The organism is Saccharopolyspora tripterygii (genome assembly GCF_054778355.1).
This window is the reverse complement of the sequence record NZ_BAAGZP010000023.1, coordinates 33,842-57,404: the sequence shown is the minus strand read 5'-3', so window position 1 is coordinate 57,404 and position 23,563 is coordinate 33,842. Positions and strand designations below refer to the sequence as shown.

The 23,563-nt window shown below is 69.7% G+C and carries 21 protein-coding genes and 1 pseudogene; 12 read left to right on the top strand and 10 right to left on the bottom strand.

Translation table 11 applies throughout. The annotated features are described in order from the left end of the window. The first annotated feature begins 24 nt into the window (after positions 1-24). The 4 genes from ACYVF3_RS18615 (at position 25) to ACYVF3_RS18600 (ending at position 6,233) form a co-directional block, all read left to right on the top strand. Positions 25-714 (top strand): type 1 glutamine amidotransferase domain-containing protein, encoded by a 690-nt coding sequence (locus ACYVF3_RS18615; protein ID WP_461155499.1) that lies wholly within the window; start codon positions 25-27, stop codon positions 712-714. A gap of 575 nt (positions 715-1,289) precedes the next feature. Further along, positions 1,290-2,771 carry a helix-turn-helix domain-containing protein gene (locus tag ACYVF3_RS18610; protein ID WP_461155498.1) on the top strand — a complete coding sequence of 494 codons (1,482 nt, stop codon included), beginning with the start codon at positions 1,290-1,292 and terminating at the stop codon, positions 2,769-2,771. Positions 2,772-3,059: 288 nt separating this feature from the next. Then, positions 3,060-4,898, top strand: a complete 1,839-nt coding sequence (locus ACYVF3_RS18605; protein WP_461155497.1) for a hypothetical protein — start codon at positions 3,060-3,062, stop codon at positions 4,896-4,898. 156 nt (positions 4,899-5,054) lie between these two features. Continuing rightward, a complete protein-coding gene (locus tag ACYVF3_RS18600) occupies positions 5,055-6,233 on the top strand; it encodes an MFS transporter (protein ID WP_461155496.1) in 1,179 nt (392 codons plus the stop codon). A 202-nt stretch (positions 6,234-6,435) separates the two neighbouring features. On the opposite strand, the gene ACYVF3_RS18595 is transcribed toward ACYVF3_RS18600, so the two are convergent. After that, entirely contained in the window at positions 6,436-7,440 is a 1,005-nt protein-coding gene (locus ACYVF3_RS18595) for a LacI family DNA-binding transcriptional regulator (protein WP_461155495.1), read from the bottom strand. Between the two features lie 338 nt (positions 7,441-7,778). Here ACYVF3_RS18595 and ACYVF3_RS18590 point away from each other — a divergent pair, with 338 nt between their 5' ends. Continuing rightward, positions 7,779-8,756, top strand: a complete 978-nt coding sequence (locus ACYVF3_RS18590; RefSeq protein ID WP_461155494.1) for a glycoside hydrolase family 64 protein — start codon at positions 7,779-7,781, stop codon at positions 8,754-8,756. A 259-nt stretch (positions 8,757-9,015) separates the two neighbouring features. On the opposite strand, the gene ACYVF3_RS18585 is transcribed toward ACYVF3_RS18590, so the two are convergent. From ACYVF3_RS18585 to ACYVF3_RS18575, 3 genes are read right to left on the bottom strand one after another with little or no spacing between them, the layout of a single operon-like run. After that, entirely contained in the window at positions 9,016-9,978 is a 963-nt protein-coding gene (locus ACYVF3_RS18585; RefSeq protein WP_461155493.1) for an alpha/beta hydrolase, read from the bottom strand. A gap of 15 nt (positions 9,979-9,993) precedes the next feature. After that, entirely contained in the window at positions 9,994-11,598 is a 1,605-nt protein-coding gene (locus ACYVF3_RS18580; protein ID WP_461155492.1) for an MDR family MFS transporter, read from the bottom strand. Continuing rightward, the gene (locus ACYVF3_RS18575) at positions 11,595-12,206 is read right to left on the bottom strand and encodes a TetR/AcrR family transcriptional regulator (protein WP_461155491.1); all 612 of its coding nucleotides are present in this window, start codon (positions 12,204-12,206) and stop codon (positions 11,595-11,597) included. The genes ACYVF3_RS18580 and ACYVF3_RS18575 overlap by 4 nt, the downstream gene beginning before the upstream one ends. A gap of 146 nt (positions 12,207-12,352) precedes the next feature. Here ACYVF3_RS18575 and ACYVF3_RS18570 point away from each other — a divergent pair, with 146 nt between their 5' ends. Beyond that, complete coding sequence (locus ACYVF3_RS18570; RefSeq protein WP_461155490.1) at positions 12,353-12,787, top strand: MarR family winged helix-turn-helix transcriptional regulator; 435 nt, start codon at positions 12,353-12,355, stop codon at positions 12,785-12,787. Positions 12,788-12,828: 41 nt separating this feature from the next. Then, positions 12,829-13,608 (top strand): arylamine N-acetyltransferase family protein, encoded by a 780-nt coding sequence (locus ACYVF3_RS18565; protein ID WP_461155489.1) that lies wholly within the window; start codon positions 12,829-12,831, stop codon positions 13,606-13,608. A gap of 21 nt (positions 13,609-13,629) precedes the next feature. Here ACYVF3_RS18565 and ACYVF3_RS18560 read toward each other — a convergent pair whose 3' ends face one another. Together ACYVF3_RS18560 and ACYVF3_RS18555 are read right to left on the bottom strand one after the other, a co-directional pair. Then, on the bottom strand, positions 13,630-14,811 hold the full coding sequence (locus ACYVF3_RS18560) for a glycosyltransferase (protein ID WP_461155488.1): 1,182 nt from the start codon (positions 14,809-14,811) through the stop codon (positions 13,630-13,632). 76 nt (positions 14,812-14,887) lie between these two features. Further along, entirely contained in the window at positions 14,888-15,661 is a 774-nt protein-coding gene (locus tag ACYVF3_RS18555; protein WP_461155487.1) for an adenylate/guanylate cyclase domain-containing protein, read from the bottom strand. A gap of 201 nt (positions 15,662-15,862) precedes the next feature. Here ACYVF3_RS18555 and ACYVF3_RS18550 point away from each other — a divergent pair, with 201 nt between their 5' ends. Further along, positions 15,863-16,147, top strand: a complete 285-nt coding sequence (locus ACYVF3_RS18550; protein ID WP_461155486.1) for an ArsR/SmtB family transcription factor — start codon at positions 15,863-15,865, stop codon at positions 16,145-16,147. Further along, entirely contained in the window at positions 16,144-16,530 is a 387-nt protein-coding gene (locus ACYVF3_RS18545) for a VOC family protein (protein ID WP_461155485.1), read from the top strand. The genes ACYVF3_RS18550 and ACYVF3_RS18545 overlap by 4 nt, the downstream gene beginning before the upstream one ends. 13 nt (positions 16,531-16,543) lie before the next feature. Here the strand turns inward: ACYVF3_RS18545 and ACYVF3_RS18540 are convergent, their stop codons facing one another. Together ACYVF3_RS18540 and ACYVF3_RS18535 are read right to left on the bottom strand one after the other, a co-directional pair. Next, entirely contained in the window at positions 16,544-17,692 is a 1,149-nt protein-coding gene (locus tag ACYVF3_RS18540) for a trans-sulfuration enzyme family protein (RefSeq protein ID WP_461155484.1), read from the bottom strand. A 128-nt stretch (positions 17,693-17,820) separates the two neighbouring features. Then, positions 17,821-18,303 (bottom strand): Lrp/AsnC family transcriptional regulator, encoded by a 483-nt coding sequence (locus ACYVF3_RS18535; protein WP_461155483.1) that lies wholly within the window; start codon positions 18,301-18,303, stop codon positions 17,821-17,823. Between the two features lie 156 nt (positions 18,304-18,459). On the opposite strand from ACYVF3_RS18535, the gene ACYVF3_RS18530 reads away from it, so the two are divergent. Both ACYVF3_RS18530 and ACYVF3_RS18525 read left to right on the top strand, forming a co-directional pair. Beyond that, on the top strand, positions 18,460-20,892 hold the full coding sequence (locus tag ACYVF3_RS18530) for a PEP/pyruvate-binding domain-containing protein (protein ID WP_461155482.1): 2,433 nt from the start codon (positions 18,460-18,462) through the stop codon (positions 20,890-20,892). A 61-nt stretch (positions 20,893-20,953) separates the two neighbouring features. Next, a pseudogene (locus tag ACYVF3_RS18525) lies at positions 20,954-21,418 on the top strand (GNAT family N-acetyltransferase); the annotation flags it as partial. Here ACYVF3_RS18525 and ACYVF3_RS18520 read toward each other — a convergent pair. Beyond that, positions 21,419-21,760: a bifunctional 3-phenylpropionate/cinnamic acid dioxygenase ferredoxin subunit gene (locus ACYVF3_RS18520; RefSeq protein WP_461155481.1), complete on the bottom strand. Its 342-nt coding sequence runs from the start codon at positions 21,758-21,760 to the stop codon at positions 21,419-21,421. A 265-nt stretch (positions 21,761-22,025) separates the two neighbouring features. On the opposite strand from ACYVF3_RS18520, the gene ACYVF3_RS18515 reads away from it, so the two are divergent. Then, positions 22,026-23,144, top strand: a complete 1,119-nt coding sequence (locus ACYVF3_RS18515; RefSeq protein WP_461155480.1) for an aromatic ring-hydroxylating oxygenase subunit alpha — start codon at positions 22,026-22,028, stop codon at positions 23,142-23,144. On the opposite strand, the gene ACYVF3_RS18510 is transcribed toward ACYVF3_RS18515, so the two are convergent. Next, positions 23,145-23,414, bottom strand: coding sequence for a DUF3040 domain-containing protein (locus tag ACYVF3_RS18510; protein WP_461155479.1), 270 nt, complete (start codon positions 23,412-23,414; stop codon positions 23,145-23,147). Positions 23,415-23,563: the final 149 nt, after the last annotated feature.

Sequence of the window (23,563 nt, the reverse complement as noted above, 5' to 3'; positions counted from 1 at the left end):
ACGTCGAACCTGGGAGCGAAACGCATGGCGAAGATCCTGTTCGTGCTCACCGGCGCGGACCACTGGACGTTGAACGACGGGACGAAGCACCCGACCGGCTTCTGGGCCGAGGAGTTCGCTGCTCCCTACGTCGCGTTCACCGAGGCCGGGCACGAGGTCGTGGTGGCCTCGCCCGGTGCCGTCACGCCCACCGTGGACCGCGGCAGCCTGAGCGCCGACGCCAACGGCGGCCAGGACGCCGCCGACCGCATCACCGCGATCCTCGACGGAGCCACCGAGCTGAAGAACCCGGTCGACCTCTCCAGCGTCGACGTCGACGCCTACGACGCGGTGTTCTACCCGGGCGGGCACGGGCCGATGGAAGACCTGGCGGTCAGCGCGGAGTCAGCCCGCGTCCTCACCGACACCCTCGGCTCGGGCAAGCCCCTCGCGATCGTCTGCCACGGACCGGCCGCGCTGCTGGCGACCGAGCAGGCAGGGGACTCACCGTTCCGCGGCTACCGGCTCACGGCCTTCACCAACGCCGAGGAGACCCAGGCGGGCCTCGCCGACAAGGCCCCGTGGCTCCTCCAGGACCGCCTCACCGACCTCGGCGTCACCTTCGACGAGGGTCCGGCCTGGGTCCCGAACGTCGTCGTCGACCGCAACCTCCACACAGGCCAGAACCCGGCCTCCTCGACCCCGCTGGCCCAACGCCTCCTCGAATCCCTCTAGCCCCAACAACACCAGGAGTTCCCCCAACACCCGAGCCCCCGGCAACACTCGAGACGTCCCCGGCACCTCCCAGTTTTAGTCCAAACTGAGCCGACATTTCGGGCACGAAAGGCGCCCAATTAGGACTAAAACTGGGAGAGGCCGCAGCGGCGCTCGCGTGACGCCCGGCCCGGGGCAGTTCTGGTCCGAATTGACCGGGCATACAGGACATCGATCATGGGCGGTTCGGACCAGAACTGCCCGGTGGTGGGGAGCGCTGAGGCGAGGAGGCTTCCCTCTCCTCCCCGCCTCAGCGTGGTGTTGCCTGCTCGCGAACACCAACCCCCAGGGTGACGTGGCGCGGCGTCAACCGGTCGCCGACAGCGGGCGTCGGACCGACTCCCGTGCGCGACATCCGTGCGCCGTTCGCCCAGCTCCGCGGCAACACCTCCAGGCTAGAGCCGTCGATCATGGGCGTTCCAGTTGCTCCTCGCACAGTCAGCCCCGCGATCGAGGATCGGGTTGCTGCGCCTGGCGCGGCCTCCCCCCGTAGGATTCGTGGCCGTTCACAACGAGGACTTGGGGGGATTGTGCCGTTGTCGCCCGGCCACGACCACGACGGCTTGGAGCGGCTGCGCGCCCTGCAGCGCGACGCCGCCGAGCCGGACGGCGCGCGGCGACTGCTCGCGCGCTTCGCCGACGAGGCCGGAGGAAGGGCGGTCCTGTTCGATCCCGGGGGCACCGCGATCGCGAGCTCGTCCGACGCACCCGTTCCCGACGAGATCGCCCTGATCGCGCGCCGCGTGCGGCTCGGCCCCTCCCGTTCGGCGGTCGAACGCGACGGTGACGAGCAGCTCGCGGCGTTCGCCATCAACGGCGACCCGGACGCGCCGACGCTGGCGCTGACCGGGCCGGCGCTCGACCACTTCACCGCTGAGCCGTGGCGCACCGACGCCCTGCGCGTGCTGTCGCTGTCCTGGCAGGTCCAGCACGCGCGGGACCGGGCTCAGCGCGTCGGCAACGCGGACGACCAGATCCGCGAAGCAGTCCTGCACCTGCTGATGGAAGGTCGTCTCCCCACCGCGCACCGCGCCGCGGAGGCGCTGCACGACCCGCTGCCGGACCCGATGCGGGTGTGGGTCGTGGAGGTCGGTTCCCTCGGCGAGGGCGAGCGCAACTCGGTGGCCGATGAGCTGGCCCGCATCACCGGCGACCGAGCCTGGATGATCAAGTGCCCGGTCTACAGCGGGCACTTGATCCCGGCGGTCGCCCCGGCGGGGCACGAGCACGAGCAGGCGTGCCTGCGGGAACTGGTGACGAGCGCGAACGCGGTGACCGGACGGATCAGCGTGGGCATCAGCACCGTGCTGCCGCTGCGCGACTTCGGCACCGGGTACCAGCAGGCGTTCCACGCGCTGGCGCACGCCCGGGGCAACGCCGAGGGCTTCGCGACCTTCCGCCGCAGCCACGACCTCGCGGCCGAGCTCGACGGCGTCGGCCGCACCTGGGCGCGCGGGGTGCTGTTACCGCTGGAGGAGTTCGAGCCCACGCGCCCCCAGGACCCCACCGGCGACGACCTGCGGGACACGCTGGTCTCGTGGCTGGCGTTCCACCAGCAGGCCACCCGCCACCTGAAGATCCACCGCAACACCCTCAGCGCCCGGTTGCAGAAGATCGGTTCGCTGCTGGGCCGCGACCTGCACCGGTTGCCCGACCAGGCCCAGCTGGACCTCGCCTTGCGGCTGCGCGCCGGTCGGGGGGATCCGCAGCCGCCGCGCGACCTCGACGATCTGCTGCGCGGCGACGAGGTCCGCCGCTGGGCGGAGGTGCTGCTCGCACCCCTGCGGGAGTCACCGCGGCTGGTCGAGACCGTGCGGGCCTGGCTGCGCGCCGATGCCAGGCCCAGCCTCGCGGCGGAGGCCCTGGGCATCTCCGCCGCGGCGGCCCGCAAGCGACTGGCCAACGCCGAGCAGCTGCTGGAGCGGTCGCTGCTGCACTCCCCCTCGCTGAGCTACGACCTGCACCTCGCGTTCCGGGCGCTCGATCTGCGACCGGAGATCGAGGCTGAAAAGTCGTGACCTGAAAAGTGAACCGTAGTAGGCTCGAATACGTTCTCCCGACTGCTTCCGCCCTGCGGGTGGAAATCGAAAAAGGGGAAATGAAAGCGAATCCGTGAATGCGGCACCACGATTGCCGCCCTACCCACGGAAGACACCTCAGCTGGGAAAACGGGAACCCTCTGGCGCGCTGGCGGTTTCACGACGACCAGCTTCCGGAAATGCTCTTGATCGGTCTAGGGTCCCGATCTGAGAGCGCTCTCATGCAGTGCGTTCGACGCATTGGCCATTTCCGGAGGTGCTTGAAACATGACTCCCGTCTCATCACGGCGTGGGCGACGCCGGTTCCCGTTCTTCGCGGGATTAGCCGCTGTCGCCGCCGTTTCCGCCGTCGCGCCCAGCGCAGCGGCGATGCCCGGCGCCCAGGCGCAGCCCGCGAAGCCCGCGGCTCCGGCACCCGGCCCCCAGGCTTGCGCGGGGACCGACACCCCGGACTTCGGTCCGAACATGCGGATCTTCGACCCCTCGATGTCGCCGGAGAGCATCCAGAAGCAGCTCGACGACGACTTCAACAACCTCAAGGACACCCTGGGCGACCAGATGTCCGAGGACCGGGTCGCGCACCTGTTCAAGCCGGGCGAGTACGCCGTCAACGACAACGTCGGCTACTACACCTCGGTGGCGGGCCTGGGCAAGAACCCGGGTGACGTCACCATCAACGGCAACATCACGGTCGACGCCTTCAACGAGTCCGACGAGGGCAACGCGACCCAGAACTTCTGGCGCTCGGCGGAGAACATGACCGTCAAGCCCAACGGCGCCAACCGCTGGGGTGTGTCGCAGGCCGCGCCGATGCGTCGCATGGACATCCAGGGCGACCTGGACCTCTACCCGGAGAGCTACGGCTGGGCCAGCGGTGGCTACCTCGCCGACACCAAGGTCTCCGGCACCACGGAGTCCTCCTCGCAGCAGCAGTGGTACACCCGCGACTCGCAGCTGGGTGCCTGGGACGGCGGCGTCTGGAACATGACGTTCTCCGGTGTCGCCGGTGCTCCCCCCACCGCGTTCCCGGAGCCTCCGCACACCACGCTGGAGTCGACCCCGGTGTCGGCCGACGTGCCGTACCTGTACGTCGACGACGCGGGCAAGTTCCAGGTGTTCCGCCCGGACGTGCGCACCAACGCCTCCGGTCCGAGCTGGGCCAACGGTGAGACGCCCGGCAAGTCGGTGCCGATGAGCCAGTTCTACGTCGCCAAGCCGACCGACACCGCCGCGGACATCAACGCCGCCGTGGAGTCGGGCTGCAACCTGTTCTTCACACCCGGCGTGTACCACCTGGACGACACGATCCGGATCACCAACCCGGACACGATCGTGCTGGGCGTCGGCTACCCGACCCTGATGCCCGACACCGGCAAGACCGCGATGGAGGTCGCCGACGTCGACGGCGTGCGCATCAAGGGCGTGCTGTTCGACGCGGGCACCCAGAACTCGCCGAGCCTGCTGACCGTGGGCGAGGAGGGCGCTTCGGCGGACCACTCGCAGAACCCCACGATCATGCAGGACGTGTTCTTCCGGCTCGGCGGCACGGTCGCGGGCAAGGCCACCAACAGCCTGATCGTCAACAGCAAGAACGCGGTCATGGACCACATCTGGGCGTGGCGAGCCGACCACGGCAACGAGGGTTCGTTCGGCTGGGACGTCAACCCCGGTGACACGGGCGTGGTGGTCAACGGTGACGACGTGACGGCCACCGGCCTGTTCGTCGAGCACTACAACAAGTACCAGGTCATCTGGAACGGCAACAACGGCAAGACCGTGTTCTTCCAGAACGAGATGCCCTACGACGTTCCGGACCAGGCGTCCTACATGAACGACAACGGCTTGGAGGGCTGGGCAGCCTACAAGGTGGGCGACCAGGTCACCAACCACGAGGCGTGGGGGTTGGGAAGCTACTGCTTCTTCAACACCAACCCCGAGGTGAAGAACCACCACGCCTTCGAGGTTCCGGCCGTGGAGGGCGTGAAGTTCCACAGCATGGCGACGGTTTCGCTCAACGAGAAGGGCTCGATCACCCACGTCATCAACGACACGGGCGACGTGACCCCGCCGGAGACGACCCCGTCGAACCTGGCGAACTTCCCGTGATCTGAACAACGGCGATCGAAGTCCGGGTGAGGCCACCACGGCTCGCCCGGACTTCTTCGTGCGCGGGGGTCAACCCCCGTGGGGTCCAAAACCGCTGGACGCCACGGGCGGGTGGATGGTCGACTGCCGGTGGCCGAGGACGTTGTCGTTGGGGGGATGATGCGACGTTCTGCGCAGGCTCCGGTGCTGCTGGGCATCGGCGCCTTCGTCGTCGGGACTTGCGAGCTCGTCCTAGCGGGCTTGCTGCCCGAGCTCGGGCGGTCGCTGGGAATCGGGGTCGCCACAGCAGGGCAAGTCGTGACGGTCTTCGGAGCAACGGCCGCGATCGCGGGACCGGTGCTAGCGGCTGCGACCGTCCGGCGGGGACCGCGAGGGGTGCTGCTCCTCGCCTTGAGCCTCTACCTCATCGGAACCGCCCTGAGCAGCGTGGCAGCCTCCTTCGGCTTTCTCCTGGCAGCACAGGTGCTGGCGGCCTGCGGAGCGGGTCTTTTCCTGCCCACGGCGACCGTTGTCGCGGCCGAGCTCGCGGAGCGGCAACGCCGGGGGCGAGCGGTGGCAACCGTGACGACGGGCATGACAGCGGCGATCGCGATCGGCGCTCCGCTCGGCACCGCGCTCGCGGCGGTGACCGACTGGCGAGTCACGATGGCGGCGTTGTCAGGACTCGCTCTCCTGGTCGGCGCCGCAGTTCTCGCACGGGTTCCGCAGGTGCGGACGAGTGACCACGAGGCGACGGGGCTTCGGCAGAGGTTGGCACCACTCGTCGATCGCCGCGTGCTCGCACTGCTGGTGACCACTCTGGTCTCGTTCACCGCCATCTACGTCCCCTACACCTACCTCTCCGTCATCCTCGCGGACTCCACGAGAGCCAATGGCTTGTGGCTGGCGGCTGTCATGAGCGTGCTCGGCGTCTCGGGGATCGCCGGAAACCTCCTCGCCGGGAGACTCGCGGACCGGTTCGGAGGTCGCCCGGTCGTCGCCGGGGCACTGCTCGGGCTCATCGCCGTGTTCGGCCTGATCCCTCTCTGGAGCACGACGATCGCGACTTCCCTTCTCGCCGCAGCCGCGTACGGGCTGATCGGGTTCGGGGTGAGCGCCCCGCAGACCTACCGCATCCTGGCGCTCGGGGGACGGCCTTCGCTCACGGTGGCGCTCAACGGCGCCGCTCTCTACGCCGCGATCGCGCTCCCCGGGGTGCTCGGCGGTGTGACCGTCACCGTCCTCGGGCCGAACGCACTCGGATCACTGGCGGCAGCGGGTCTCGTCCTCGCGCTGGGGATCTCCGAGCTCTCGCACCGGCTCACGAGCAGACCTCAGGCGGCTGCCCGCACCTGACCGGCGGGCCGGTTGCTCCGGAACTTGCGGTGTTTCAGACCCGCTCGCCGCAGGCCGTCACCGGGAGCAGCCCAGTTTTAGTCCGAACTGAGCGGACATTTCGGGCACGAAGGGTCCTCGGTTTGGACTAAAACTGGGATTTGGTGAGTTTTTGGGCCATGCGGGGTTCAGCTGCGCTTGCCTCGTGGTGACGCAGGTGCGGTCAGGTGGAGTCGCGGATGACCAGTTCTGTGGTCAGGGTGATGGTCGGCTCGACTGGTTCTGCGGCGATGAGGCGCAGCAGCTGGGCGGCGAGGTGGCGGCCTATGCCGTCTATGGGTTGGCGGACCGTGGTGAGCGGCGGGTCGGTGTGGGCGGCGCGGGTGATGTCGTCGAAGCCGACCAGCGCCACGTCCTCCGGAACGCGGAAACCGCTCTGCCGCAACACGTGCAGCGCTCCTTCGGCCATCAGGTCCGAGGCCGCGAACACCCCGTCGACACCGGGGTCCTCGGCCAGCAACCGCTTCATCGCCGCCTCGCCGGAAGCTCGAATGAAGTCGCCCGCGGCCACCACCGGTTCCTGCGCCCCCTCGATCGCCGCCAGGTACCCGTCGAGTCGGTCCATGCCGGCGACCATGTCCGAGGGCCCGGTGATCGTCGCGATCCGCCGACGCCCGGTCGCGATCAGGTGCTCCACCGCCGATCTCGCGCCACCCCGGTTGTCGACGCCGACGCTCGGCACCTCGACCGGTCCGAGGACGCGCTCGTTGCTGACCACCGGGACCCCGGACTTCGCCAGCGCCCCGGACAGGGGGTCGGTGCCGTGCAGGGAGGCGAGCATGACGCCGTCGACGCGCCCGGCCACGGCGGAGCGCTCGATCCGCTCGCGGCTGGTGGCCGATCCGGCCAGCATCAGCACCAGCTGCTCGTCGGCCGTCTCCAACTCCTGGCTGACGCCCTGGATGAGCCGGGGGAAGAACTGGTCGTCGGAGAACACTCGGGTGGAGGATTCGGGCAGCACCAGCGCGATCAAGCCGGTCCGCTGGGTGACGAGACTGCGCGCGGCCTGGTTGGGCACGTAGCCGACCTCCGCGATCGCCCGCTCCACCGCTCGCCTGCTGGACGGGGCGACGGGCTGGTGGTTGATCACCCGGGACGCGGTCGCCCGGGAAACCCCGGCGAGGGCCGCGACCGTCTCCAAGGTCGGCCGACGATCTCCTCTGGCCATGACCGTTGCCCCCTCGTGGGTCCGCGCGCTGACGGTGAACGGTACCCAGTCCCGCCGACGTCGGTCAGCGAACTCGGGCAATTCACCGCACATCCCGTGCGGACCAAGGCGAAGAGCGGCAGGGCGGGCAGACGGCCGAAGAGGCGTGCTCCGCCCCCATTCGCGTCTCCGTAAGGGCGAAAATCCGCAGAACAGGCGATCTCCGCGAACTTCCGCTGCGGTCTTGGCGAGAAGGGGACAGGGGCCATCCGGATCGTTGACTTCCGCTCGGGATCGAGAAAGCCTGATTCCCGAGAGCGCTCTCGGATCTTCATTCCTCCTAGTTCGGAGAGTGAAACATGACCAGAACCGCAGTGACGCGGCCGTGGCGCCGCGGCGCTCTGGGCCTGCTGACAGCGGGCGCGCTGGCTTCGGCCACCGTCGCAGCCTCGCTCCCGGCGCAGGCCGCGCAGCCCGTCGAGCCGCACCCGGCCGGCGTCGTCCAGGCCGGAACGCCTCCGCCCGAGGAGTTCTGGGGCGATGTGGCGAGCATTCCCCCGGCGCAGAACGAACTCATGGTCAAGGTCATCAACCAGACCAACGGTCAGTACCCGGACGACCAGGTCTACTGGACGTTCAACGGCGAAACGCACTCCATCGCAGAGCAGCCCTTGCTGGACATGCCGGCGAACTCGGCCGGTCGCATGGAGTTCCACGTCGGTGCGCCGGACAGCCCGCTGACCGACTTCATCGAGTTCACCGTGGGCGACAACGTCTTCAACGGCAACACCACGCGGGTCGACGCCTTCGGCTTGAAGCTGGCGATGCGGCTGCACGCCGATGACGGTTTCGACGCGGCGTTCGGCGAGGACTACGAGACGTTCCAGGAGAGCCGCGAAGCGACGTTCCAGAAGTTCCGCGATGAGGTCCCGGAGGAGTTCAAGCACCTCGCCGACGATCCCAACCGGATCATCGCACCGGGCAGCTCGCCGGAGTTCCAGGACGGCGGCGCGCAGGCGAACTACTTCACCGACTACGCGAACTCGGTCGGCGTGAACGAGACGACGCAGAACATCTTCGGCTGCGCCGGAACCCTGGGCGGCGACGCCAACAAGTGCGCCGCGCTCAACCGGCACGTCGCCGACCTGCCGGAGGACCAGCAGCACGACCCGTCGAAGTTCTACCCGACCGGTCCGGCGAACTACTACGCGAAGTTCTGGCACGACCACAACATCGACGGCAAGGCCTACGGCTTCCCCTACGACGACGTGGCCGAGCAGGCCTCCTACGTCTCCCACGAAGGGCCGCAATGGCTCGTGATGGCCGTGGGTTCCTAGCTGGAAATCCCAGCAGGGCAACGAGACTCGGGGCGCGTCCGCACCCTCCCGCGCGGACGCGCCCCGACCCCGTTGGAGCGGCTGTTCGCGGTCGCTCTGCTCGGCGGTGCCACTCCAGATGGGTGTCCTGTGGTGGGGAAGTTTTCATGAAAACTTCCCTCCACCCCCACCACCACACCAGATGGGTGTTTGTTGGGGTGGTGGGGAGGTTTTCATGAAAACTTCCCCACCACCCGACATGAGTTCCCCGGGACCTGCTCTAGTCGTTGGCGCGGGCTCGGTCCAGCGCCGCCGAGAACTCCGAGCAGAGCTCGGCGAGCGCCTGCGGCGCGCTGCGGCAGAGGTTGGGGAACGACATGTACCCGTGCGGCATGCCGACGTAGGTGGTGGTGCGCACCGGGACCCCGGCAGCCCGCAGGGCGTCGCCGTAGCGCAGCCCGTCGTCGCGGATCGGGTCGTGCTCGGCGACCTGGATCAGTGCGGGCGGCAACCCCTCGTGCGTCGCCTTCAGGGGTGAGGCGAGCGGGTTCGCCGGGTCCTGGCCACCGAGGTAGGTGTGCATCATCTTCTTGGCCTCGGCAGTCGTGATCACCGGCGCTTCGGCGTTCTCCTTCAGCGACGGGCTGCCCAGCGTGAAGTCGGTGGCCGGGTAGATCAGTCCCTGGAAGGCGATCTCCGGACCGGATCGGTCCCGAGCCACCAGGCACATCACGGCGGCGAGGTTGCCGCCCGCGCTGTCGCCCATGACCGCGATGCGCTGCGGGTCCGCGCCGAGGTCCGCAGCGCGCTCGGCCACGTCGACCAGCGCCGCGTAGCAGTCCTCCACCGCCGCCGGGAACCGGTGGGTGGGGGCGAGCCGGTAATCCACCGACACCACGACCGCCCCGACCTCCTTGGCGATCCGGCCGCAGGACCAGTCCCCCATGTCGAGGTTGCCGCTGATGAAGCCACCGCCGTGGATGTTGAAGATCAGCGGCAGCGGCTCGGGCGCGTGCATCGGCCGGTACACCCGGATCCCGATCCTGCCCTCGGCGCCGGTCGCGGTGAGGTCGGTGGTGATGATCCCCGGCGGGCGCGCGCCCAGCAGGTAGTCGACGATCTTGTTGCGCGGCAAGGTCTTGCGCTGCCGCGCGAGCAACTGCTCGTCGGTCATGTCCGTCACGCTGGGTGCCAGACCCGTCAGCTTCCCGAGCAGTCTGACCCGCAGGTCCATCTCAGCCATGCGAGCTCCTCGCGATCAGTGGGTCTTGGCGGTGGCGCGCTGCTGCGCTTCGAGGGCTTCGGCCTCGTCGCCGCCGATGGCTTCGCCGCGCGCGACCAGTCCGGCCACCTCCGACAGCGGGATCTGCTTGAGCAGCAACGACAGCAGGAACGCGATGGCCATGAACGGGATCAGGTACCAGAACACCGGTGCCAGCGCGTCGGCGTAGGCGGCGACGATCGCGTCCCGGACGGGTTCGGGCAGCTGCTGCAGCACGTTCGGCGACAGCGACACCGCCGACTGCTGCGCCTGCTGCGCGGAAGCACCGGCACCGGCGAAGATCCCGGTGAGGTTCTCGGTCAGCCGGGTGGAGAAGATCGTGCCGAACACGGCGACGCCGAGGGCGCTGCCGACCTCGCGGAAGTAGTTGTTGGTGCTGGTCGCCGTGCCGAGCATCGCCGGGTCGACGGAGTTCTGCACCACCAGCACCACGACCTGCATGATCAGGCCCAGCCCGGCGCCGAAGACGAACAGGAACACGCACAGCAGCCACACCGGGGTGTCGGCCGACAGCGTGGTCATCGCGAGCATGCCACCGCCGGTGATCAGCGTGCCCAGGATCGGGAACACCTTGTAGCGACCGGTTTTGGTGATCAGCGCACCCGAGGTGATCGAGGTCAGCATGAGCCCGGCCATCATCGGCAGCATCGCCATGCCCGACACGGCCGCGGAGGTCCCCGTGGACATCTGCAGGAACGTGGGCAGGAAGCCCAGCGCCGCGAACATGCCCAGGCCGAGCACGAGCCCGATGCTGGTGGCGTTGACGAAGATGGGGTTGCGGAACAGCGACAGCGGGATGACCGGGTCGCTCGCCCTGGACTCGACCAGCACGAACAGCGCCGTAGCGATGACCATGCCCGCGGCCCACAGCCAGGTCTCCGGAGCGCTCCAGCCGTGCGCGGCGTCGCCGCCGAAGTCGGTGAAGAAGATCAGGCTCGTGGTGGCCAGCGCCAGCAGCACGACGCCGGGGATGTCCAGCGGCTTGGTGGCCTTCTTGCTGGGCAGCGTCAGCGCGAAGTAGGTGATGGCGAACGCGGCGATGCCGATCGGGATGTTGATGTAGAAGGCCCAGTGCCAGGACAGGTGGTCGACGAAGAACCCGCCGAGCAGCGGTCCCCCGACCGCGGCCAGGCCGAAGATGCCGCCGAGCGGTCCGAGGTACTTGCCGCGCTCGCTGGCGGGCACGATGTCGGCGATGATCGCCTGCGAGAGGATCATCAGCCCGCCGCCGCCGAGGCCCTGCGCGGCGCGGAAGATCACGAAGGTCCAGAAGTCGGTGGCCACGGCGCAACCGACCGAGGCGAGCGTGAACAGCGCGATGGCGATGAGGAAGAGCTTGCGCCTGCCGAGCACGTCGCCGAACTTGCCGTAGATCGGCATGACGATGGTGGTGGCCAGCAGGTACGCGGTGGTGATCCACGCCTGGTGCGCGACCCCGCCGAGGTCTCCGACGATCGTGGGCATCGCGGTGGACACGATGGTCTGGTCGAGGCTGGCCAGCAGCATGCCCGCGATCAGCGCGCTGAAGATGATCCAGATCCTGCGCTTGGTGAGCAGTAACTTCGGTTCGGTCTCGGTCATCGGGTCCCTCCGGTGAGGGTGGCGGCGAAGACCTCGCGAGCCGCCACCAAGCGGCGTTGCATGATCGTGTTCAGCGGATCGGGGTTGGCCGGTTCGAGGAACTGCCCCATGCAGGCGCCCGCGAGCGCGCTCACCAGCTGGACGACGACGGCCGCCCGGAGATCACCTTCCGGGAGACCTTCTCTCGTCCGAACCAGGTCGATGTCGGCACGTTCGCGGGTGCGGACGTGCTCGAACAGCCGGGAGAGCAACCGGGGCTCCCGGTCCGTCGCGGTGACCAGGTCGGCGACGTGCTCGGGGGTGAGCCCGACCTCGGTCCAGCGGTCGACCAGGAGCGCGGCGTAGTCGTCGAGCAGGCTCTCCGACACCCCCGGCTCTTCGGGGTCGCCGCCCGAGGTGAACCGTTCCTCGATCTCGTGCTGGTCCCACAACGTTGTGAACCCCAGTACCGCGTCCTCCTTGGACGCGAAGTAGTTGAAGAAGGTGCGTCTTGAGATCCCGGCCTCGTCGCAGATCTCGTCCACGGTGAAGCCGGACAGCCCGTCGTCGGCCGTGCGGCGGCGCGCGGCGGAGGTCAGCGAGTGGGCCGTGTGGACCCGACGCTTCACAGCAGGACTTGCACCATCAACCACGGAGTGCATTATTGCACTATCGGTTCCATCGTGCAGATGCGGTGGTTGATTCCGGTGCGGGGCTCAGCCCGCACCGCGGAGCAACGCGATTCAGGAACGGCTTCTGGGGTAGAACTGTGCGCATGGTGGACGCCATCGGCAGCGGTCTGGGCAGCCTCGGGTACCGGTTCAACATGATCGCCAGGCAGGCGCGCGCGAACTTCGAGCAGCGGCTCGGCGAGGCCGGGGCGAGCTTCACGACCTGGACGATCCTGGAGGCCCTCACCGTGCACGGACCGCTGATCCAACGCGACCTCGCCGGATCGCTGCACGTCAGCGGGCAGACGCTGGCCCGGCAGGTGGACCGGCTGGTCGACAGCGGCTGGCTGGAGCGCGGGGAGGCCGCGGGAGACCGCCGCGCCGTGCGCCTGCACCTCACCGACGAGGGGCGCGCCGCCCACCGCCGCCTGCAGCGGGCCTCCCGCAAGGCGAACGAGCAGCTGGTCGCCGGCCTGTCCGCCGAGGAGATCGACGTCCTCGACGACCTGCTGGCCCGCCTCGCCCGCAACTTCGGCTGAGGCGTTGACCTGAAGCGGGCTCGAAGTGTGAAGCTGGTGCCATGACCAGTTCCTGGGGTGTGGAAGCACTCGACCTCGACGCGTACCTCGCTCGCGTGGACCAGCCCGCGGCACCGCCGACCGCCGAGGCGCTGGCGGCCCTGCACGAGGCGCACGTGCGCACGATCCCGTTCGAGAACGCCGACCCCGCTCGCGGCCTCAGGCCGAGCCTCGACCTGGAGTCGATCGCGGCGAAGCTGGTCGGCAGCCGGCGCGGCGGCTACTGCTTCGAGCACGGCCTGCTGTTCGCCGCCGCGCTGGAACGCCTCGGCTACGACGTCTCCCGGCGGGCCGCGCGCGTCCAGCCGCACCGCAACGGTTCCCGGACGCACATGAACCTCGTCGTCACGGTCGGCGGCACCGAGCACCTCGCCGACGTCGGCTTCGGCGCCGGTGTCATGCGGCCGATGCCGCTGGAGGACGGCGCGGTCGTCGACCAGGCGGGCTGGGAGCACCGCCTGGTCCGCGACGAGCGCACCTGGACGCTGGAGAAGGCGACCGCCGACGGCTGGGAACCGCTGCACGCCTTCGACGATCAGCCGCAGCGCCTCATCGACTACGAGGTCTTCAACCACTACACCGCCACGCATCCCGATTCGCCGTTCACCGGCCGGCTCGTGGTGATGCGCCTCGATCACGGCATCAGCCGCAAGCTCATCGGCACCACGCTCGTCGTCGAACGACCGGACGGCTCGCAGGAGGCGACGCCGGTGGCCGACGTCGCGGAAGCGCTCCGCTCCCTCGACGTCGAGCTCACCGAGGAGGAACTCGCGGACCTGTGAGCCCCCGGCCGGGAGCTCGGCTCAGACGAGCCGTTCCAGGTCTCCGACGATCTCCGACAGGGGCGGCAGGGCCAGGGTGCGGCGCTGGACGCCGCGAGCGGCACTGCGGAACGACGGTTCGTCCAGCACCCTCGCCACCGCGTCGTGGAGAGCCGCTGCGGTGGCGTCCTCGATGTTGAGCGCCAGGCCCGCGCCGAGCTCGACGATGCGCGCGGCGTTGTCGGGCTGCTCGGCGAACATCGGCAGACCCACGATCGGAACCCCGGCGTAGAGCGATTCGCGGGTGCTGTTGAACCCGCAGTGGCTGATGAAGGCGTCGCAGGCGGGCAGCAGCGCCTGCTGCTGGACGAACGAGGTCAGGTGCACGTTCTCCGCTCGCGCTCCGGCCCACTCCCGCGGATCGCGGTGGGCGCCGAGCGCGACCACGCCGGTGACCGGGAGCTTCCCGAGAACCTCGATGATCGTCTCCAGCAGCGCGGGCCGTTCGCCCAGCATCGCCGGGGCGTTGGACCCGAGGCTCGCCAGCACCAGCGGCCGGTCCGGCAGGTCGGCGATCTCCGGGTCCAGCCGCTGCTCGTCCCCGCTCGGAACCCGGTAGTTCCGCGCGGAGTCCAGGCGCGCGCCCTCCGGGTAGTAGACGTCCGGGATCACGCCCGCGCGGAGGGTGCGCATCGACTGCCACGGGTCGTCGATCGGCGCGAGCCCGAAGTGCTCACGACCGGCGTTGACCTCGTCCAGGATCTCGCCGTAGGGCGCCATCGGGCCGATGTCGAGGACGGCGCTGGGCACGCCCCACTTCTCGGCCGCGAAGTAGCCGCCGAACTCGGTCCCTTCGCGCAGCACCAGGTCCGGCCGGTCGGCGGATTCCAGAAGCCGTTCCCCGAAGCGGGTTCCGAGCAGGTTGACGAAGTTGCGGGCGAAGACCTCCGGCGTCACGCCGATCGTCTCCACGCCGCGCTTGGCGGCCTGCTCGGCGGTGAATCCCGTTGCGCCGTACCGATCCGGGTCCACGGCCAGGTCCTGCATGGTGAGCAGATCGGGCAACGGGAGCGGTGTGAGACCGGCGTCGCCGACGGTGTCGGCCATCGCTTCGCTGGTGGCGACGACGACCTCGTGCCCGGCGTCGCGCAGCTGGCGGCCGACCGGCAGGAGCAGCGGCACGAGGTGCGAGTACGCGGGCATGGCTGTCAGGAGGATGCGCAAGATCAATCCCATTCGGGCCGGGTTCGCAGGCAAACTAGACAGCATGCTGTCTAGTTGTGACGGTACACCCGTCCGCTCATCGCTCGTGACGCGGAACCACGGCGTAGACCGCTAGATCCTTCGGTGTCCCCTTCGCCCGGAACCGGCGGCTGCGCGTGACGTAGCGGCCCTGATCGACGGCCTCCAGAACCTGCGCGGTGACCAGCACTTCGCCGCCGCCGGCGGCATCGGCGACCCGGGCGGCGATGTTGACGTCCACGCCGATGTAGTCCTGGTCGACCTTGCGCGGCCGACCGCGGTGCAGCCCCACTCGCAGCGACGGGCGGTACCCCTCGCAGGTGAGCGCGCTGACCGCCGACCCCAGCGCCGCCGCGGCCTCGATCGCCGCATCGGCATCGGAGAACGCGACCATGACACCGTCGCCGAGCGACTTGACCACGGTCCCGCCGTACCCGGTCACCACGTCATCGCTGACGTCGAAGAACTCCCCGAGCAGCCGGAGGACCTGCTCGTCACCGGCCCGCAGCGCCCAGGTCGAGAAGCCGACCAGGTCGGTGAACATGATCGTCACCGGGCCGTCCGCGTCCTTCTTGGTCAGCGCCTGCCACGCCTGGAGCGTCGCGAGTCCCAGCTCGCGCACGGCGCTGGGCCGATCACCGGCGGCCTGCAGCATCAGCCGCGCGACCCGATCCGTCGGCCTCCCCGAGGCCGGGTACGCGGGTTCGCCGGACCCCGGCAGCATCCGCCGGACCCCGCGCAGCGTCCCCACCACGCGCCGGCTCTCGTTGACCTGCCGCGCCCGATCCCCGGCACGACCCCAGAAGCCCGCAGGCCGTGACTCATCGACCATCACGCGAACCCCTCACACCCGATCACTCACCGCCCCACCTTACCCACGACCTACTGTCAGTAGGTTCCCGCGGCCGCACCTCCCCTCCGGGCAGAGCTTCCGGTACCGCTGGAACTCCGCTCCCGGACTTCCGCGGAAGTCCGGGTCCCCGACCGGGATGTGAATTGACAGGCAAGCAGCTGCTTGCCTATCGTGGCCGTCGTGGATGACGCCGTGTTCAAGGCTCTGGCCGATCCGACGCGGCGCACGATCCTCGACGAGCTGACCGAGCAGAACGGGCAGACGCTGTTCGAGATCTGCGCGCGCCTGGCCAACAAGCACGGGCTCGCCTCCTCGCGGCAGGCGATCTCGCAGCACCTCGACGCACTGGAGGCGGCGGGCCTGGTCAGGACACGCCGGGACGGCCGCTACAAGTTCCACCACATCGACACCGCACCGCTCGAACCGATCGTCGAGCGGTGGCTCAGGGAAAGGCCGGGCACATGAGGATCAACCTGCACAGCATGATGGTCGACGACCAGGAGAAGGCGCTGCGCTTCTACGCCGACGTCCTCGGCTTCCAGGTCAAGCACGACATCCCGATGGGCGAGTTCCGCTGGATCACGCTCGTCTCGCCCGAGGAGCCGAACGGCACCGAGCTCGTGCTCGAAGCCGACCAGCACCCGGCGGCCAAGCCCTTCAAGGAAGCGCTGGTCGCCGACGGGATCCCCTTCACCTCGTTCGCGGTGGAGGACGTCCAGGCCGAGTACGACCGCCTCACCGCCCTGGGCGTGCGCTTCACCCAGCCACCCACCGACATGGGTCCGGTCACCACCGCGGTCCTCGACGACACCTGCGGCAACCTCCTGCAGATCGCCCACGAGAAGTGAGGGCCTGACCGGCTCAGGTGGTTCGGTCGAGGGCTCGGTCGAGGTCGTGCCAGAGGTCTTCCGGGGATTCGAGACCGACCGACAGGCGCAGCAGCGCGTCCGGGATGCCGCCTGCCGCGCGGTCCTGCGGGGCGACGATGTGGTGCGACAGCGATGCCGGGTGCTGCAGCAGCGTGTCGGTGCTGCCGAGGCTGACCGCCGGGGTGATCAGGCGGACCGCCGAAACCACCTCGTGCGGCGGGGTTTCCGCTTCGAACGACAGCATCGCACCGCCGGCGGAGAGCTGGCCGAGCTTGCTCGGGTCCGGGTAGTGCACGGCGCTGACCTTCGGGTGAGCGAGCAGGCGTTCCGCGAGAACCGCTGCGGTGGACGACGATCGCTCCATGCGGACCGGCAGCGTGGCCAGGCCGCGCTGCAGGAGGTACGCGGCCGAGGGGTGCAGCACTCCGCCCGTGGCGATGCGGACCTGACGCAGGCGCCGGGCGAAGTCCTCCGCGCAGGTCACCACACCACCCATGGCGTCCCCGTGCCCGCCGAGGAACTTCGTCGCGCTGTGCAGGACCACGGCGGCGCCGAAGTCGGTGGGGCGCTGCAGAGCCGGTGTGGCGAAGGTGTTGTCGACGAGCACCGGAACGCCGCCCGCGGCGTCCACGACGGCGCGGATGTCGATCTCCGCGAGCGTCGGGTTGGCCGGGCTCTCGACGACGACCAGCCCGGTCTCCGGCCGGACGGCGGCACCGACGTCCGCCGGGTCCGCCCAGGTGATCTGGTTGCCCAGCAGCCCGGACGCGATGAGGTGGTCGCTGGTGCCGTAGAGCGGCCTCGCCGCCACGACGTGCGGACGACCGGCGGCGACGGTGGCCAGCAGGCACGCCGACAGCGCCGCCATGCCCGAGGCGAAGGCGACACCGGTCTCGCAGCCTTCGAGCTCGGCGATGGCTCCTTCGAACCGGGCCACCGTCGGGTTGCCGAGCCTGGCGTAGATCGGCGTGCCCGTCACCTGGGCTCCGGTGGTCATCACGTCGAGGCGCTCGGCCTCGTCCCTGCTGTCCCGGCTGGGATAGGTCGTCGAGAGGTCCAGCGGAACGGCGTGCAGGCCCTGATCGGTGAGGTCGTCGCGGCCTGCGTGCACGGCACGGGTCCAAAACGTCTGTTCGGTCACCACCCGAGGATCAGCGATCCTCCGGCACCGCGGTCCGATCTCCGGACGAACGTCGGCAGACGGCGAAGTTGATCCGGGTTGGTCCGGCCGCACCGGTCTGAGAGCGCGTTCCTCCGGCGATCGTCCGGTCAGCCCTCGGCGCCCGGCGGCAGCAGCGGGCCCCCGCTCCACTGGTGGAAGATCAAGTGCGTGTGCACCATGACGACCTCGTCGCGCGCCGTGAGCTCGTCCAGCACCAGCCTCTGCAGGTCGCCGGCGTCGACGACGGTCACGTGGATGAGGAAGTCGTCCGGGCCGGTCAGGTGGTACAGGTGCCGCGTCTCGGGCTGGGCTAGGACGTGCTGCACGAACGGGTCCACGAGCGGACGCCGGTGCGGGTGGACGCGCACCGCCAGCATCGCCTCCAGCGGGCGACCGACCGCGCTCGGTTCGATCTGCACCGCCGACCCGCGCATCACGCCCGCGTCCCGGAGACGCGCCAACCGGTCCGAGCAGGTCGAGGTCGCGATGCCCGCTCTCGCCGCCAGCTCGCGGTTGGTCATCCGGGCGTCCTCCTGCAACGCCCGCAGCAAACGCATGTCCACGACGTCCAGTTCCACCTGTGCAGCCACGGGCCGCAGCGTACGGCGGCGTCAGGATTTTGACGGTTTCTTGACGGCTGATCGCCTGTCGCGGGCCTAGCATCTGGGCATCGGCCCTTCGGCCGTGGTGTGCCGGGAAGTCTGGTCGGCGTTGTAATGGTGTTCGCCGTTCGGACTGGAGTGGTGATGGTGACCGGCAACGAGTTTCAGGTTCTCGAACTCGCGCAGGTCGACGCGAGCATGCTCGGACTGGTGGGCGGCAAGGCCGCCGGGCTCGGTGCGCTGATCGGAGCCGGGTTCCGCGTCCCGGACGGGTTCTGCCTGACGACCCGGGCGCACGGGAAGGGCGAGATCCCGGAGCGAGAAGTCCTCGACGCCTACCGGCGGCTGGGCGGCGGCGCGGTGGCGGTGCGCTCCAGCGCGACCGCGGAGGACCTGGCCGACGCCAGCTTCGCCGGGCAGCAGGACACGTTCCTCAACGTCAGTGGCGAGCAGGAGCTGCTGTCGGCGATCCGCCGCTGCTGGGACTCGCTGCACTCCGACCGGGCCGTCGCTTACCGCGAGGCCAACGAGATCGGCACCGACGTGCTGATGGCCGTCGTCGTGCAGCGGATGGTCGACGCGAAGACCGCGGGAGTGCTGTTCACCGCCAACCCGCTGACCGGCACGCGGTCCGAGATGGTCGTCGACGCCGCGCCCGGCTTGGGTGACGTGGTCGTCGACGGGTCGGTCATCGCCGACCACTACGTCCTGAGCGGAACACCGCAGCGCACCGACGGGTGTTTGGACTCCGCGCAGCTCGACGCGCTGCGGGACGCGGGATCGCGCGTGCAGGAGAGCTTCGGCGCGCCGCAGGACATCGAGTGGGCCATCGACCAGAACGATCAGCTGTGGCTGCTGCAGTCGCGCGCCATCACGACGCTCTTCCCGCTCCCGCCGCAGACCGGCGAGCTGCGGGCCTACTTCGAGATGGGCCACATGCAAGGGATGGTGCGGCCCTTCACCCCGGCCGGGATGTCCGCCCTGACGCACGGCGCGAAGCTGTGGATGGACTCGGCCGGGCTCTCCGGTGGCGCGTTCGGCGACGCGATGGGCATCGTGCCGGTCGGCGACCGGCTGTTCATGGACTTCTCGGACATGCTGCGCAACAAGCGGTTCCGCTCCCGCATGCCGCAGATGATGGAGGTCTACGGCCCGCGCAACGTCGAGATCGTGCAGCGGCTGCTCACCGATCCGCGCTTCGCACCGACCACCAGCGGACTACCGTTCCCGGTCGCGCCGCTGCTGCGCAAGAGCCTCGCGGTCGTGCCCAAGGCCAAGTTCGAACTCCTCCGCACGCTGATCGACCCGGACGGCACCCGAAAGCGCGCCTTCCGCGCGACCGAGCAGCTCAAGCACCAGGCCCAGGCCCCGGCGCTCGCGAACTCGCAGCAGCGGTTGCGCTTCGCCGAGGAGGTGCAGCGCGGGTTCATGACCGCCTCCGAGGTGATCTGGCCGCTGTTCTTCGGCATCATCGTCGGCCAGATCCCGAAGTCGCTGCTCAAGGACGTCGCCACGACCGCCGAGCTGGACACCGTCCTTGGCGGGCTGCCGCACAACGTCACCACCGAGATGGACCTGGCGCTGTGGCGGCTGACGGCCAACCTGGACGCCGACGCCCGGGAGCTGCTGCGCAGCACGCCACCGGAGGAGCTCACCGAGCGCTACCGCGCGGGCGAGCTGCCCGACATCGGCATGGACGACTTCCTCGCGCGCTACGGCCACCGCGCCCCGGCCGAGGTGGACGTCGGCGTACCGCGCTGGTCGGAGGACCCGACGCAGATCTTCGCGACCATCGCCGGATACCTGCGCATCACCGACCCCGAGCAGGCGCCCGACCGCCGGTTCGAGCAGTCCGCGGCACGCGCCGAGGCCATGATCGACGAGCTCTTCGAGCGCGCCCGCCGCGAGCGCCCGGTCCGCGCCCACCTGGCCCGCTTCTTCATGCGCCGCTCGCGCAAGCTCACCGGGCTGCGCGAGCTCGGCAAGTTCGCGTGGCTGTACTCGCTGCAAGCCGTGCGCGAACAGCTGCTGGCCATCGGCGACGATCTCGCCCGGCGGGGTCTGCTGGCGCAGGCCGACGACGTGATGTTCCTGGAGCTCGACGAGATCCGCGCCGCCGTGCGCGGTTCCGACCAGCGGGAGCTCGCTCGCGAGCGGAAGTCCCGCTACGACAGGGAGGTCCGGCGCCGGGTGGTTCCGATCGCGGTGCTCTCCGACGGCACCGACCTGGAGGCCACCGCGCCGGCCACACCCGCTGCCGACGGTGCGATGACCGGGATCGGGGCGTCCCCTGGCAAGGTCACCGGACCGGCCCGGGTCGTGCACGACCCCGCCGACGCGCGGATCGAACCCGGCGAGATCCTGGTCGCCACCACCACCGACCCCGGCTGGACGCCGCTGTTCATGACGGCTGCCGGCCTGGTCACCGAGACCGGTTCGCCGATGGCGCACGGCCCGACCGTGGCACGCGAGTACGGCATCCCGGCGGTGATCTGCGTCCGCAACGCCACCACCGACATCACCACGGGCCAGGTCATCACCGTCGACGCGGCCTCGGGCACGGTCACACCGCGATGAGCTTGCCCGCGCGTGCGGGGCGGCTCACGCTGGTGGCATGTCGCCACTGGTGATCCGGGAGCTCCGGGAGCACGACTGGGATTCGGTGCGCCGGATCTACGCCGAGGGGATCGCGACCGGCAACGCAACGTTCGAGAACGAGGTACCGGCACGGGAAGCGCTGGACGCCAAGTGGATTCGCGGGCACCGCTGGGTCGCCGAGATCGACGGCGAGGTCGCCGGCTGGGGCGCTGCGACGCCGGTGTCGGCGCGCGAGTGCTACTCCGGGGTCGCGGAGACCTCGATCTACACCGGCGCCGGGTTCCGCGGTCGAGGAGTCGGGAAGGCACTGCTGCACCGGCAGGTCACCGCGGCCGACGCCGGGGGGCTCTGGACGTTGCTGACCTCGATCTTCCCGGAGAACGAGGTCAGCATCGCCCTGCACCGCGCCGCCGGGTTTCGCGTGGTCGGAACCCGGGAGCGCATCGCCGAGCACCACGGGGTCTGGCGCGACACCGTCCTGCTGGAACGCCGCCGCCCGGACTGATCAGGCCGCGCCCTCGGCCTCCAGCGGGAGTTCCACCTCGCGCGGGGTGAGCTGCACGTAGACGGTGCCGCCCTCGACCAGGACCCGGTGGGTGCGCAGCGCCCGCTTGGCGGGCGGGCACGTCGGCTTGCCGTCGCGGAGGTCGAAGAACGCCGCGTGCAAGGGACATTCGACGAAGCACCCTTCGACGAACCCCGCCGACAGCGACGCGTCCTGGTGAGTGCAGGTGTCGTCGACCGCGTAGAACACGCCGTCGGCGTTGAAGACGGCGATCGGAACATCGGCGACGAACCGGGTCGACTCGCCCGGGGCGAGCTCGTCGGCACGGCAGACAGCGAACATCGAACCTCCTGTGTTGCGCATTAGAGAACCTATGACGCCATGCGCAACAGAGTGAGGCCGCGCCGAGAGTCGCGTCAATACGTCGGAGGCGTCGAATTCCGGTTCACCCCGGGAAAACCCCGGATCTCACCGGCTACCTCGCGGTAACCGTCCCGGACGTCTTGACAGCGCCCGATGCGCGATCGCATCGTGTTGTCGATCAGGCAACCCGACTCTCATAGCGCAACAACTCTCCCCGTGCGGACCGAGCCGAAAGGCACCCGAGATGACCGCTGCGGAGTTGCCGCAGAGCCTGCGGGCCACTCTCTCCGGCCACCACTACACCGACCCCTCGATCTTCGCGCAGGAGCAGGAGCGGATCTTCGAAGCCGGTTGGTTCTGCGCGGTGCGCAGCGCCGACCTCGCCACCCCCGGCGCTTTCCAGACCGTGCAGGTCGGCAGGGAGAGCGTGCTCATCGCCCGCGACCGCAAGGGCCACCTCAACGCCTTCCTCAACGTGTGCAGGCACCGGGGCGCGCGGTTGTGCACCACCGAGTCCGGCCAGGTGCAGCGCTCGCTGCAATGCCCCTACCACGCCTGGACCTACGGGCTGGACGGATCGCTGATCGCCGCGCCCAACCTCGCCGGGATGCCCGACGTCGACCGCGGCGACTACGGGCTCCACCGCGTGCACCTGCGGGAATGGCTCGGCTACGCCTGGGTGTGCCTGGCGGGTGAGGCCCCGTCCTTCGAGGATGCCGTCATCGCCGACGTCGCCCAGCGTCTAGGCGGCGCGGGCGAGATCGACTCCTACGACGTCGCCGGGCTCGCACTCGGCGAGCGGATCCGCTACGACGTCAAGGCGAACTGGAAGCAGATCATCGAGAACTTCATGGAGTGCTACCACTGCGCCACCATCCACCCCGAGCTCACCGAGGTGCTGCCGGAGTTCGCCGACGGCTTCGCCGCGCAGTACTACGTCGGCCACGGAGCGGAATTCGGTGACGAGGTCAGCGGTTTCACCGTCGACGGCAGCAGCGGGCTCCAGCAGCTGCCCGGAGTCGGCGAGCACCAGGACCGCCGGTACTACGCGATCACCGTGCGCCCCCAGGTGTTCCTCAACCTCGTGCCCGACCACGTGATCATCCACCGGATGTACCCGCTGGCCCCGGACCGGACGCTCGTGGACTGCGACTGGCTGTACCTGCCGGAGGTCATCGATTCGGGCCAGGACCTCTCGCAGTCGGTGGAGCTGTTCCACCGGGTCAACCAGCAGGACTTCGACGCGTGCGAGCGCTGCCAGCTGGCGATGGACTCCCGCTCCTACGCCTCCGGCGGCGTGCTGGTCCCCAGCGAGCACCACATCGCCGAGTTCCACGACTGGGTCCGCGCCCGCACCTCGTGATCACCGCCCGGTGCTGAGCAGGAGGTAGCGCACGGCCAGGGCGCCCACGCCGAGGCTGATGCCGAGGAACACTACTACTGGACTGACCAGCACCAGCCCGGCGAAGAGCACCAGGCAGCCGAGCACCGCGACGGCGATCGCCGCCCACCGCCGCCGTTGGGTGCCGGCGTCCGGCGGCGGTCGCCTGACCGACTCCGCGAACCGAGGCTCGTTCTCCTCGAACCACCGCTCGATCTCGTGGAGCCTCCGCCGCTCATCCCGGTTCAACATCGCAGCCTCCCCGGTCGGAGAAGGATCCGGAGTTCCGGCGCATCACCCCCACCAGCGCGATCGGCGCGGGACGTCCGATCGGCGTGCGGCTCGTCACCGCTGGAGGCGATGCACCCATCAACATAAACCCGCTGCGCAGCGCCGGGAAG